General features: G+C 39.6%; 11 protein-coding genes and 2 pseudogenes. 5 read left to right on the top strand and 8 right to left on the bottom strand.

All coding sequences use genetic code 11. The annotated features are described in order from the left end of the window. Positions 1-173: 173 nt before the first annotated feature. The 8 genes and pseudogenes from ACFILD_RS04470 to ACFILD_RS04435 all read right to left on the bottom strand — a co-directional run. Positions 174-530, bottom strand: a complete 357-nt coding sequence (locus tag ACFILD_RS04470) for a hypothetical protein (RefSeq protein ID WP_375664822.1) — start codon at positions 528-530, stop codon at positions 174-176. Between the two features lies 1 nt (position 531). Further along, positions 532-1608 carry a major capsid protein gene (locus ACFILD_RS04465; protein ID WP_375657520.1) on the bottom strand — a complete coding sequence of 359 codons (1077 nt, stop codon included), beginning with the start codon at positions 1606-1608 and terminating at the stop codon, positions 532-534. 12 nt (positions 1609-1620) lie between these two features. Next, positions 1621-1989 carry a head decoration protein gene (locus tag ACFILD_RS04460; protein WP_375664821.1) on the bottom strand — a complete coding sequence of 123 codons (369 nt, stop codon included), beginning with the start codon at positions 1987-1989 and terminating at the stop codon, positions 1621-1623. Then, entirely contained in the window at positions 1986-2138 is a 153-nt protein-coding gene (locus ACFILD_RS04455; protein ID WP_273790320.1) for a hypothetical protein, read from the bottom strand. Before ACFILD_RS04455 ends, ACFILD_RS04460 begins: the two co-directional genes overlap by 4 nt. A gap of 110 nt (positions 2139-2248) precedes the next feature. Then, positions 2249-3322 (bottom strand): S49 family peptidase, encoded by a 1074-nt coding sequence (locus ACFILD_RS04450; RefSeq protein WP_375664820.1) that lies wholly within the window; start codon positions 3320-3322, stop codon positions 2249-2251. Next, positions 3312-4856: a phage portal protein gene (locus ACFILD_RS04445; protein WP_375664819.1), complete on the bottom strand. Its 1545-nt coding sequence runs from the start codon at positions 4854-4856 to the stop codon at positions 3312-3314. The genes ACFILD_RS04450 and ACFILD_RS04445 overlap by 11 nt, the downstream gene beginning before the upstream one ends. Continuing rightward, positions 4856-5104, bottom strand: a complete 249-nt coding sequence (locus tag ACFILD_RS04440; RefSeq protein WP_273724442.1) for a phage head-tail joining protein — start codon at positions 5102-5104, stop codon at positions 4856-4858. The genes ACFILD_RS04445 and ACFILD_RS04440 overlap by 1 nt, the downstream gene beginning before the upstream one ends. 3 nt (positions 5105-5107) lie before the next feature. Further along, positions 5108-5596 (bottom strand): annotated as a pseudogene (locus ACFILD_RS04435) (terminase gpA endonuclease subunit); the annotation flags it as partial. Between the two features lie 175 nt (positions 5597-5771). Between ACFILD_RS04435 and ACFILD_RS04430 the strand changes: the two are divergent. The 5 genes and pseudogenes from ACFILD_RS04430 to ACFILD_RS04410 all read left to right on the top strand — a co-directional run. After that, positions 5772-6938 carry a tyrosine-type recombinase/integrase gene (locus tag ACFILD_RS04430; RefSeq protein WP_375664817.1) on the top strand — a complete coding sequence of 389 codons (1167 nt, stop codon included), beginning with the start codon at positions 5772-5774 and terminating at the stop codon, positions 6936-6938. Between the two features lie 207 nt (positions 6939-7145). Next, positions 7146-7346 (top strand): AlpA family transcriptional regulator, encoded by a 201-nt coding sequence (locus ACFILD_RS04425; RefSeq protein ID WP_011180791.1) that lies wholly within the window; start codon positions 7146-7148, stop codon positions 7344-7346. A 97-nt stretch (positions 7347-7443) separates the two neighbouring features. Next, a complete protein-coding gene (locus ACFILD_RS04420; RefSeq protein WP_375664815.1) occupies positions 7444-8313 on the top strand; it encodes a toprim domain-containing protein in 870 nt (289 codons plus the stop codon). Positions 8314-8325: 12 nt separating this feature from the next. After that, positions 8326-9933, top strand: coding sequence for a YfjI family protein (locus ACFILD_RS04415; protein WP_375664814.1), 1608 nt, complete (start codon positions 8326-8328; stop codon positions 9931-9933). Between the two features lie 581 nt (positions 9934-10514). After that, positions 10515-10957 (top strand): annotated as a pseudogene (locus ACFILD_RS04410) (type ISP restriction/modification enzyme); the annotation flags it as partial. Between the last annotated feature and the right edge of the window lie 1771 nt (positions 10958-12728).

Below are 12728 nucleotides of genomic sequence, written 5' to 3'. Positions count from 1 at the left end.
TCCATAATCATAGCCATCTTCAATCGTTTCACTTTGTGTTGAGATATTAATTGCAGGCGTGTTCTCAACGGAAAAGTTGAAATCACGCATATTGAAAACATTGTCACCAGCTGCCGTCTTTGCTGCTTTGATCAACGTAACAAATGTTTCTCTTATCGTTTCGCGTGGATGTTTCATTGTTTTATCTCTCGCAAGATAAGCTTATACATACCGGATTCAGAGGCTTGGACATCTGTGATCACGAAGTGCTCTTGAGAAGAGGGCGCTTTGCTGTTTTTAGGAGAGAGGACCACAATACTATCTTGAGGTTTTGGTGGTAAACCCCCGATATCATTGATACAAAGATCAAGTTCCTTTCTTGGAATTGTGGTGGGGATTCTGCCACCGGCGTCCGATTCTGAATGCTTAATGCCGTAAATCGCTGTGATACGAAAAGATTGCTGGTTGTCTTTTCGCGTGTAGATGATGGGCTGCCTAAAAGTGTTGCGCACATCTTTAACCATTTGGTTTAGCAGCCCGTGCCATCGCATGTTATTTCGCTCCAATCACTGCTTTAAACAGCATTTCAGGGCGTGTACAGATGTAAAGCGGATAGCTATAGACCTCCGGTTTTACCCATGCATTACGGTCGTGGTCGACGATAAGCATGGTGTAGAGAGGTCTTCCAACCGTGTTGGCAAAATCCAAGCTTTCACCAGGAGCAAAGGTTTTTTGGAAGACACCAGGCGCATCAACAGGAAAGAATTGGCATTCATCAGGCTTAATGCCTATGGCGCGCTTTGTTCCAGCCTTCGCACTCACATTATAGTTGTGGATACTCCGGTAATTAATGAAAGTGACACCAGCAAAGTCAAAACTGCCAAAGCTCCCCGATCCAAGAGCGCTTGGTGTTGCAACACCTCCGGCGCTATTGAGTGTCTGTGCTAAGGCTGTGTTTAAATAGGTCTCACGAATTGTTTTATGGTTTTTCAACTTGGAAAAGAATTCATTTCCACAAAGCCCAATAATGCGTGAACGATCAGAAAACGCTCCCTTTGAAGCCTCAATCATCCTCATAATGACTTGATCAACATTGTCAGCAACATTGGTTGTCTCTGTATTCAGTTTAAAGTCAATGGGCTTTGGTGGTGTGATTTCCCATTCTTTGTACCAATCGACAATTACGGAACCATCAGCATCAAGGACAACACCTTGAACAGCGCCAAGCTGCATATTTTCCCATGTCAATTCGATTTCAGAAATCAGTTTCTTTTGTTTTCTGGCAATATATTTCATTGCTGTCTCTAACTGATCTTCTGCGCCAAATTCACGACGGTTTTGGATTTCTTCTGATTTCACCGTATCACTTTTGGCAATCCGTGTTGTTTTGAAAAACCGAAGATTACGACCCTCTCTATCACCTTCTGTCAAAGGTGCGCCACGTTCACTGGTTTGAATAAGCGAAAATGTATTATCACGCCGTTCAATCCCAACCACTGTGGTACTGGTTTCAACTTCTTCAAAGAGATTAAGAGAACTTACAAGACCAGGTTGAAACTCATAGTTTTCGATGGCTTTCATCATTGTGATGCTTGAGAAAGCATCATGTTTAAAAAAATTCATATCCATGTGTGCATTCTCCTATCGCAATAGAATGTTGTTATGGTCTTCTAAAGACTGAATGGCTGCTTTCTTTTTCTCATCCGTGATGGCATCTGGCCATAGCAGTTCAGAAGCTTTTACAGTGCATAAGCGTGCTGTAATCACAGCGCGTTGATCGGCGCCTGTTGCGTCAACAGTAGCAAAAGAAATCCCTGCCGGTGTTTGACTGCCATCTGTTGCTGCTGGATTAAGGGGGACATAGTATTCCGTTGTGGTTATCTTTCCCATGACAGTTCCCGCTTCAATGAATGCTCCTGATGCAAACACCACTTCTTCGTTTGACATATCGGGGTCGTAGGGTCCAAGATAAGCGCCATTGCGTACGTCGTCATAAATAATATTCGTCATTTCACTGCCCTCCAAGCTGCTTCCCATTTTGTATGAATCTTTGCCTTGCTCGTCCCATCACTATGAGGGGTATAAGGCGAGACTTTTAAAGACGCGCTTTGAGAGCTAGCAGCCGTCAACACACACTGGCGTGCTTTCTCGATACTCATACCTTTTTGAATAGCTTTTGCTGCGTCAAAAGAAACGCCTAAGTGCTTTGCTTGCCTTTCAAGGGTTGTTAGTGCTTTTGCGCGCTTTCTTTCTTTTTCAAGAGCAGCTTTTATGTTTTCCTGCTTGTCTTCGTTGTCTTCATCCTCATCTTCGTTTTCTTCTTCATCGTCGAAGTCTTCGGCGTTTTTGTCGATGTCGCTATCGCCTTCGTCCTCTTCCTCGTCATTGATGATGTCGACGATCTTTTCGTCATCATCTTCTTCAGCGCGGTATTGTGTGCGTGCCATGTGTTTTGTCCTTCTTTTTCTGTTGATGTTGGGTTTTGTGATATGGAATCCGTTAAGGCTTCCAAAGCTTGCGCAAGGGTGCCTTGCGCATCTGCTAATCCAAGCGTGATCGCTTGGGTGCCTATAAAAGTTTCTGCTTTTGTGTCACGAATTGCAGCAGCATTTAAGCGTCTGTTTTGCGCCACCAAATCGACAAACATCTCGTAGAGCAGGGCGCAATCGGCTTGCATTTTTATCTGTGCTGTATCGCTCAAGGGTTCGTGAGGGTTGCCATGGGTTTTGTGATCACCTTCAAAGACAAAGGTCCATTTATGCCCGTGTTTTTCATCTGCACGGGACTGGTCAAGATGAGCACAAACAACCCCAATCGAGCCTACAACACCCGTGCGAGCAACCCATATTTGAGAAGCAGAACAAGCAATGGCATAAGCCGCTGAACAAGCAAACTCATTGGCATGTGCCCAAATGGGCTTGTCGTATTGTTTTGAGAGTGTTTGAAACTCTTCAACCAAATCAAAGACACCACCGGCTTCTCCACCGCCGCTGTCAATATCAAGTAAGACAGCACGAACATCAGGTTGTGCAATGGCTTCACGAAAAGAAGCGCTTAAACCTTCATAAGAGGTTAGCCCCGATAAAGCCCCAAGCCATGCACCACGGCGCACAAGCGTGCCATGAACCGGTATTATGGCAACATTGTTTTGTACTACATAAGTTTCAGGGGGTCTTAAAGCTTCCGTATCCCCTTGTCCAAATGCCCCAATGGGAAACTTTTCTCCCTCAAAAAGACGCGGTGCAAGAGCATTCAAAATGACATCAAGTTTTGTCGAGGCAAGCATATGTGGAACCCCAAAAAGCCGTGATGCCAAGAACGGCATATCAAGATTATTCACCATTTTTATGTGCCTCACTGCCTTGGTTACTTTCATAAGTCTCAGAAGGTTCTGAATCTGCTGTATCAATCGCTTGATTTTCACCAGAAGGCGCTGCCATATCCGTGTCAAAAGATAAGCCGCGCGCACGAGCGTCTGTGTGCTCTTCTTCAAGTTCGGCATGAATGCTGTCGATATCAAAGCCGCGCTCGGCAAGTGCCATGCGTCGTGTTTTCAAGCCTGCACGAATTTCTTCTTTTTCCGCTGAGATATCCTTGTTTGGATCAATTATTTCAAGCGGGGGTGCAAAGCTTTCACATTGAAGCCATGGCAAGGAATTTTCTTCCCACCCTGGCAAATTGACGCATCCAGCAAGCACTGCCATTTCAACAAAACGCTCCCAAACAATGCGGTTAAACTGAAAGGCAATAATATGTTCACGCCATTGTTTGACGTGCCGTCTAAACTGAATGATGGAGGTGCGTACATTTGAAAAATTCCCCCGCGTAACGTCTCCAGTCACAACGGCATAAGGCATATTAAGTGCTGCACAAATTTTCAAGATATTGCGAAATTGAAAAGCCTCATAAGAGCCACCAACCTCAACAGGATTTGAGAATGTAACTTCTTTATTCTCTCCTAAATAAAGAGATGCACCGGGCGCAATGACAGGTGCTTTGTATTCTTCTTCAACGTTGTTTTTATCACGATTATCGGATAATTTTTCGACGTTTGGTGAATTGTCCTTGACAAACGCCGCGAAAAGAGCCGCCGTCCTTTTTCTATCGAGTTCTGCGTCGTCATAGGATTCGAGTTGAAAGATCTTTGTCATACAGCGCGTTATTTTGGGAGAACCGCGCAATTGTCCTGCGATACGGCGCTCTTTGATGTGCAGGATCATTTCAGCGGGGACACGCACGCGCTCTTGGCTCTCAAATGCCATATTTGCAGGGACATCATCATAGGGGTGATGTTCCCAGAAATGATAAGCAACGCGCTTGCCACTGGCATTAAATTCAATTCCCATACGAATGTAATTGCCTTCAATCTCAGCCGGTCCATTGTAGGAAAGGTCCAACATTTCCGTGGGATAAACTTGTAATTGAAGCGGTACACTAGAGCGTCCGTAGAGATCAACATAATGCAATCTTACAAAGCACTCTCCGGTTAAAAAGACCTCTCGTGCAATGGTTGCTTGCAGCCCATAAAAGCTGGTATCTTCATCATAATCTGCTTCATCAACCCATTGCCACCATAAGTCTAAAAGCTTTTTCTTTTCTTCTTGAAAGCCTTCAATACGAGGATAAGGTTTAATCCCATCACTTACAGCCGCAGAGACCCATTCCTCCGTTGCAGAACCATAAAGAGCTTCATTGTCATAAAGCCATCTTGAACGGGCAACAATGGTATCACCGCATTCTTCAATCGCTTTATTGATATGTTTTTTTGCGGGGTCAAAACCACCCATACGGCGGCTTTTGCTTGCCGCTTCAAAATGGGGATTGTGTTGACGAGAAATTGTAAAAAAGCCCGTGAGTTTATTGAAAAAACCAGCCATTAATAGCCTCGTGATATATTAAAATAGAAAACGCGTGAACGCTTGCGTCCTTCAAGGTTGGCTATTTGTGTGTTCAGCATCTCAAGCGCTCTGCGCAGTTCCTCAACAGAACGGTTGCTGACTTGCTTATCGCCATGGCGCACCGATTGTGCTCCCGAATAAAGAGCTTCTTCAATTTGTTCACGCCGCTTTTTTAAACTTTCCAGTCTGTCAGTTTTGCTGTTTACTTGGTTCAAGTCTGTATCCATAAATTACCTCCAATCCCCTTGCATATAAGGATTCATCACCGTTCTGGATTGTTTCCTTTGAGGTTGTGCTGTCTGAGATCTTCTTGGAGCAGGAGAGGGCACATGTTCTGATGTTGGCTGCTCTAAAGAGCCTTCAATTTTAAGTTTTTCCAGACGCTCTTCTAAGATATCGACTTCTCGATTAAGGTTTATTCCTGCCGAAATCAGACCTTGTAAAGCAGCATAAGCATAGACCCTACAGTCCAAGGCTTCGTTTCTTGCCTTTTCACTTTTTTGCCATTCAATACGCTTGAAGCCTTTAAAATATTTGATGACTTTTCTTTCAGCGGTCAGTTGGTCAAAATATTCCCGATCAAGGTTTTTGTGAAAGTGTGTTGCACCAGCACCCGATGCTTCAGGACCGGATTTTTTAAACCGTGCCGTGATAATATCTTTTGCTGCATCAACCCCAACAATATAGAGATTAATCTGTCCTTTGTTGTTTCTACTTGGACAAGGTATTGATTTATAATGATAATTCACTGTTTTGTATGTTGAATGAGAGTCCCGAATAACGTAGGATTCTCTCGTTTCAAATCTGTTTATCTTGAATCAATCAAAACCACTCATTTGCACATAACAAGTGGGATGAGTGTATGGATAAAAACTGTATAAGAAAGGACTAAAAATGGCTCTTATGAACCGTCTTAATGCAAGGGCTGTCGCAACATTGGGAGCTGGCAAATATAATGATGGTGCCGGCTTGTTACTTCATAAGCGTAAAGATGGAGGTGCTCAATGGATTTATCGCTATACCATTCATGGTCGGCGCCGTGAAATGGGCTTGGGTGCGTTGCAAAATGTTTCTTTAAAAAAAGCCCGTGAATTAGCAAATCAATGGCGTTCTGTTTTGCATGAGGGTCGTGACCCTATTAAAGAACGTGAAAAACAAAAGCGTGAGGCAATAAGCAATCTTCATTACTTAAAAGATATTGCTTTAGATACTTTTGAAAGTCGGAAATCTGAGTTAAAAGGGGATGGTAAAGATGGGAATTGGTTTGCACCTTTACGCCTACATATTCTCCCTAAATTAGGCTGTCTGCCTGTTTCTGAGATTACACAAACAGAGATACGCAATGTTCTTGCCCCTATTTGGCATTCAAAAGCTGGAACAGCTAATAGAGCTCTTACCCGTCTTAATCTTTGTCTCAAACATGCGGCTGCCTTGGGTTTGAATGTTGATTTACAAGCAACAGAAAAAGCACGCGCGCTCTTAGGTAAACAACGTCATAAAACACAAAATTTACCAGCTATGGATTGGAGAGATGTCCCTACCTTTTATAAAACACTTTGCGAAGCATCAACCTTAACACAACTGGCTTTGCGTTTGCTTATTCTGACAGGGGTTCGTACCAATCCTTTGTGTCATATTCATAAAGATCAAGTTGATGGAGATATCTGGACTATCCCTGCTGAAAATATGAAAGGTTTGCGTGATGCTACAACAGAATTTCGTGTGCCCTTATCATCAGAGGCATTAGAAATCTTAAAACAAGCGCGCTTGTTCTCTCGCAATGATTTCTTTTTTTCTGCTACCGGTCGCGGTCCCCTTGCTGATAGTTGTATGGCAAAGTATATGAGAGAGAATAAGATTGATGCCTGCCCCCATGGTTTTCGCTCTAGTTTACGCAATTGGCTCGCTGAGACAACCGATGCCCCCTATGAGGTCGCTGAAACTATTTTAGCTCATACGGTCGGCGGTAAAGTAGAGCGTGCCTATCGTCGGACTGACTATTTAGAACAGCGCCGCGTTTATATGGATAAATGGGCGGCTTATGTCACGGGTCAATCTTAAGATATGGGGTGAATAACCCCATGATCTGTGGATAACTTTCTCTCTCTTGTCTCTCATTCTTTCTCAATAAGACTCATAAATTATCACATCAGAAATTGTATGATAAAATATTGTTTTCTATGAATAAAACATCTTTCTAAATGAACCAAAATGTGGTTAATAAATAGTTATGATTTGTTACCATTTTTTGATAGAAAGGATTTTAGTATGACAGAAAATGATATTCTTTTGACAGACCGTGAAAGTGCAAAATTGCTTCATATGAGTGTCTCAACATTCCGCCGTCATGTAACCAATGGCTCTCTCCCAAAACCTTTAAAATTTGGTTTTTTGTCCCGTTGGTTACAATCGGATCTTATCAATGTCATCGAGCAAGCAAAACAGCAACGTCAAAGTGACGCGGCATAAAAAAACCTTGTCGCGTAAGGACGGACAAGGCTTTCTCAAACTCATCACCCTAGAGATAGCACAATCCGTCCTGTGACGCAACGTTATAGGATTTAAAATGATGTGTTCTTTTAAGAATGCGCAAGGTATCACACGTGCCTTGCGTGGTACTTGGCATGGGCGTTATGGAACAGCCCGTTGCCCTGCTCATGATGATAGGCTGCCTAGCTTATCCCTTGCCAATGGACATGATGGGCGTCTTTTACTCTATTGTTATGCTGGTTGCTCTTTTAGAGAGATCATACAAGCGCTCATTAGAATTGGCTTGCTTGGAAAACAAGCTTATGATCAGACGCTCTCTTTCTCAAAACAGTTTTGTGCTGATCTCAAACGAGTAAAACAGAAAGCAGAGAGAGCAAAAACAATTTGGCAACAAAGCCAACCAATCAAAAATACTTTAGCAGAAACCTATTTACGTATGCGGGGTATTACATGTGATTTGCCTACTGATTTACGCTTTTACGACAAATGTCCACACCCCTCTGGGGGTACACTGCCCGCGTTAGTGGCTCTTGTTAAGGGTGCTGGTTCCTTTGCCATTCATAGAACCTTTTTACAAGCCAATGGCTGCAAAACAGACCAAAAACCAGCAAAAGCCATGTTGGGATCTGTAACAGGTGGTGCTGTGCATTTAAGTCAAGGCAATCCCAAACATCTGGTCATTTGTGAGGGCATTGAAACCGGTCTGGCTCTTTTGTCTGGGTTGTTATCAGAGCCCGTTGATTTATGGGCTTCTCTTTCAACCAGTGGCATGATGCGTGTGAATTTACCCCATACAAAAGGGCGTCTCACCATTGCAATGGACGGCGATGATGCGGGTCGTAAAGCAGGTTTTAACCTCGCTGCGCGTGCCTATAGCCATGGCTTTGAGGTCTTTATGATGCAAGCTCCAAAAGGAACTGATTTTAATAACGTATTACTTTCTTAAAAGAGGGAAACTATGAAAGATAGTAATTTACAAAACAATAATGAAAATACTCCCATCAATGATAACGATAATGTCTCTTTAAACGAAAATACTTGTTTAAAAGCCATTTCTTATGAACAAGCCTTGCAACAAAATGGTTGGGGGCAATTACAACCGATTGCTACGGCTCTCTTACCCGTCGAGCCTTTTAAAATATTCCTGCTTCCAACACCATTAATAAACTATGTTTATGACGTTGCTGATATTCAACAATCTTCTATCGATTTTGTTGCTGTTTCTGCTTTATGTGGATTGTCTGCTGTCATTGGAAATGGCGTGCGGGTTTCTCCAAAACAACATGCCAATTGGAAAATTGTTCCTAATCTCTGGGGTGCCATTGTGGGGGAACCTTCAACTATGAAAACAGATACCATGGAAGCTGCTTTAGCACCTCTCGATGTTTTTCAAGAGGAATGGCATCAAGAATGGTTAAAGAAGAAAAAACAGCAAGAAACAAAAGATATTCTTATTGAATTAGACAAAAGAGAAAAGAAAAAACAAGCCTACAAAGCACTCAAAGATCAAGACGAGGAACAAGCCCTTGCTCTTCTTTCTCAATCTCTTGAACATAAAGAAAGTGAGGAAGATGACACGCTTAATAAACGACGTCTTATTGTCAACGATGTGACCGTCGAAAAGCTTGGGGAATTGTTAAAAGAAAACCCCCGTGGTCTCTTGTTGGTTCGTGATGAATTATCTGGTTTTTTATCCGATTTGGAACGGAAGGAATATCAATCAGACCGTTCTTTCTATCTAACAGCTTTTAATGGCAAAAAATCATACACCTATGACCGTATAGGACGTGGAACCATTTTTATTCCCAATGCAACCATTTCCATTATTGGGGGCATTCAACCTTCACGGATTATTCCCATTATTCAAGCAATGCACCATGGAACAAATAATGACGGCTTATTGCAACGATTTCAAATGCTGGTGTGGCCCGATGAACGAAAAGAGCGGTTATGGGTTGATAGACCTCCCAATCAAAAGGCATGGGAAAGTTATCAAGGAATTTTTCGTTCTCTTTATGATAAACCATTAGGATCACCAAAACACCCTATTACCATACGCTTTTCTGCTGAAGCTCAAGAAATGTTTCGTGTATGGTGGGAAAATTTTCAAAGAACAATCAAAGGAGGTCATTTCTCATCAAGTTTACAAGCGCATCTTTTGAAAATGAATAAAACCATACCAACCCTTGCATTGATTTTTGAATTGAGTGAAGGGGGGCGTTTTGAAATCAATAGAGATGCCCTTGAGAGAGCCTTATATTGGGAAGAATATCTGATAAGTCATGCAAAACGTCTTTATGCGGCGAATGATACATTAACAGCAGAGCGTGCAAAATTAATTGTAGAGCGCTGTGATCTTTTACCCAATGTTTTTACGGCAAGAGATATCTATAGACGGTGTTGGAGATCTTTAAAAGACAATCAAACCGTTAAGCAAGCTTTAGAGCTTTTATGTCGTTGTAACTATATTCGTGAATTTCCTATAGAGGGGAATGAATTAGGTCGGCGTCCTGATAGACGGTATGAATGGCATCCTTTGGTTAAAAACAACAGCATAAAACAATAAAAAAATCTCTTTTGAAGTCTTAAGACAACCACGCAAAACTCTTTTTATGGCATTCTCATCAAGGAACTTTTTTCCAAAAGCAAATGATCTGAGTGACCTTATCAGAAGAGTTTTGTCAGTCTTGTCAGTTCTTTTTAGAACCTATATTATTTTTTTAAAATGAGAGAAAATTAAAAACATTATATTTCAATATGTTAGCATTTTAACGATACAACCTATATCGACAATACAACCTTAAATACAATCAATAATATATATTTGTCAGTTTGTGTCTGTAAATTGAACTAACAAATTAGATTATTTTAGTGACTCATAAAATCTATCAAAATAATCATTAGATATTTTAAAAGCACATGCTTCATTTGTCTTTTTCCATAAAATAAACAGCAAATTTCACTATTTTGCTGATCTGATCTCTCTCATGGGCTGCGTATAAACAGCATTTAAAAAACTTTTAAAAAAATTATCGGCTTTTTTAGCATTTTTCTGCATTTTTTCTCAATTCGTTCAAAATGGATTTAATAAGCTTCGTTTTAATTCTTTTGAAGAGACTTAAACCCCTTATACGAAAACGGAGCTCTGTTGTAACAGGGCGTGAACTGGATCATTTGCACGTGAATTATGAAACTGTAAAACCTTATCCCGTAACCTTTAAAAAAGGTAATCCAAAAGTTACAGAGATCTCTAATCCAGAAAAATTCTATTACGTGACTGAAATGAAATTCGCAAAAGCAGGTAAAGAGAAAGATAAAACCACTGTTATTTATAATAACAATATCACAATAACAGATATCCCTCTTGACGCTTGTGAGTATATCGTTAATGGTAAACCCGCTCTTGAATGGGTTATGGGGCGTCAATGTGTTAAGACTGATAAAAAGAGTGGCATTGTTAATGATGCCAATCGTTATGCTGTTGAAACCATTGGCAACCCTGCCTACCCTCTAGAGTTATTACCATAAGTTTAGAGACAATGAAAATCGTTAAGAACTTACCAAAATTAGAAATTAGAGAAACTGAATAGACTTGGCTTGCTAAACTCACAAAGGGGTATAGAATCTTATAACCATAATCTATACCTCTCTTGTTAAGTTGATTAGATACAATCTTTAAAAGGAGTGTTTATATGCATTATTCTAAAAAGAAGAAACTTACACTTTTAAATACTCTACTTTGAATTGCTTTAAGACTTTTAAGAAATCCCATCTTAAAGTGAATACGCTTCTTTTACATTGCCTTTAAAAGATTAAACCGTAATCTAAAATGAGTGCTTTATTGTTATCAGAAGCTTTATTTAAAGAGGGTTATGTATATTCATTTTCTTATATTACTTATAGGTTTTGAATGTTTCTACCCCCCCAAAAACCTTACAAAACATAGAGCATTAGTTGAATTTATAGGTTGTACTATTGATATAGGTTGTTTTTTGAAAAATTGATAAAAAATAACATATTGAAATATAATGACTTTTATTTTTTATTGAAAAATATGTAAAGGGGGGCGTAAAAAGCACCTCCAAAACTCATAACCATAATGNCGTAAAAAGCACCTCCAAAACTCATAACCATAATGGTCTTGATAGCATTTATTATGATTATAATCCCTTTCTTTTGAAAGGCTTTAAAAGATCACATACTCTCATAAGACATGTTTTAATCATTCACTAAATGATCACTTTTGTCGATTCAATGTACTGACATAAACTGACAAATATATATTTACAGTTGTATTTATTTGTTATGGCTGTTTTAATAAGTTGTATTTTGAAAAAATCAAAAAACTTAACTTATTGAAATATAATGATTTTAATTTTCTCTCATTTAAAAAAAATGATATAGGTTCTAAAAAGAACTGACAAGACTGACAAAAGTTTATTAAAAGGAATTTTGCTCATCTCTATAATGATCAGTTTCTATTGAGATGTTTTCATAAGTGTTTTCATAACAGACAATAAATCGCAATTATCCTATTTATCATTTCTCTTATGAACATGAAAAATGATGCCATGGCTATAAAGAACATAACAGCTATAGAGAAAGCAAAAATGCAAATGAAAGCATTTGTTATAAGAGCGCGGTGCTATTAAGGTCGTTTAAATTAAAGCCCCTTATAAACAAAATTCACAAAAAATTTAAAATTCATTTAGTGACAAAATTGATAGGTTATAAAGTTTAAAATACGCATAATGAGAGCGTTTCTAAAATATTATAAATGTATAGATTCAGAAAATACGCAATCGTTTCACAAAGCCCGTAATATAGCTTTAAAAGCACATAAATATAAAAGAAACAATTAATAAGCATAAGATATTATCAATACACAACGTATTTAAAAAATAAGAAAAAATATCAAAAAAGATAAAATATTGTTTGACAATAAATACGTATTTTGTTATATAAATAATCAAGTGATAGAAACACTTAGTGATTAGCGGATAGGTTACGAAACAGCCTCTCCCATGCCTTTAAAATACTGACTTTCTTTTATGCTTTTGTTAGTATATGAGAATTTTGTCGGGTGTGGTTATGCCATACAATACCCTTTCAAGGGGAAAGCATACAGCGGACTAATCACCGTGTTTCTAGCGCCCGACGCCCATTAGGGGGTCAATAGAAACCTTTTATGATTAGAAAGAATTTAAAATGACAAATTCAAACACCTCCCCCGTTATCTCTTCTATTTCAAATGAAACTGTGCTTGTTAATAAACAAAATCCTGCAAAAAAATACGAATTTATTGATGATTGTGAATATATCGATGGTCATTTCTTAACTCGAATTAGAGCCTTAAGAGAT

The sequence above is a fragment of the Bartonella sp. CL162QHHD genome, from assembly GCF_042195435.1.
Classification (GTDB): domain Bacteria; phylum Pseudomonadota; class Alphaproteobacteria; order Rhizobiales; family Rhizobiaceae; genus Bartonella.
Note: the sequence above shows the minus strand (reverse complement) of the source record. Positions and strands in the feature narration are given on the sequence as shown.

Bases quoted from the DNA above. Each gene is read 5' to 3' on its own strand.
- ACFILD_RS04470 (WP_375664822.1), bottom strand. From the start codon at position 530: ATGCGATGGCACGGGCTGCTAAACCAAATGGTTAAAGATGTGCGCAAC.
- ACFILD_RS04465 (WP_375657520.1), bottom strand. From the start codon at position 1,608: ATGGATATGAATTTTTTTAAACATGATGCTTTCTCAAGCATCACAATG.
- ACFILD_RS04460 (WP_375664821.1), bottom strand. From the start codon at position 1,989: ATGACGAATATTATTTATGACGACGTACGCAATGGCGCTTATCTTGGA.
- ACFILD_RS04455 (WP_273790320.1), bottom strand. From the start codon at position 2,138: ATGAGTATCGAGAAAGCACGCCAGTGTGTGTTGACGGCTGCTAGCTCT.
- ACFILD_RS04450 (WP_375664820.1), bottom strand. From the start codon at position 3,322: ATGGTGAATAATCTTGATATGCCGTTCTTGGCATCACGGCTTTTTGGG.
- ACFILD_RS04445 (WP_375664819.1), bottom strand. From the start codon at position 4,856: ATGGCTGGTTTTTTCAATAAACTCACGGGCTTTTTTACAATTTCTCGT.
- ACFILD_RS04440 (WP_273724442.1), bottom strand. From the start codon at position 5,104: ATGGATACAGACTTGAACCAAGTAAACAGCAAAACTGACAGACTGGAA.
- ACFILD_RS04430 (WP_375664817.1), top strand. From the start codon at position 5,772: ATGGCTCTTATGAACCGTCTTAATGCAAGGGCTGTCGCAACATTGGGA.
- ACFILD_RS04425 (WP_011180791.1), top strand. From the start codon at position 7,146: ATGACAGAAAATGATATTCTTTTGACAGACCGTGAAAGTGCAAAATTG.
- ACFILD_RS04420 (WP_375664815.1), top strand. From the start codon at position 7,444: ATGATGTGTTCTTTTAAGAATGCGCAAGGTATCACACGTGCCTTGCGT.
- ACFILD_RS04415 (WP_375664814.1), top strand. From the start codon at position 8,326: ATGAAAGATAGTAATTTACAAAACAATAATGAAAATACTCCCATCAAT.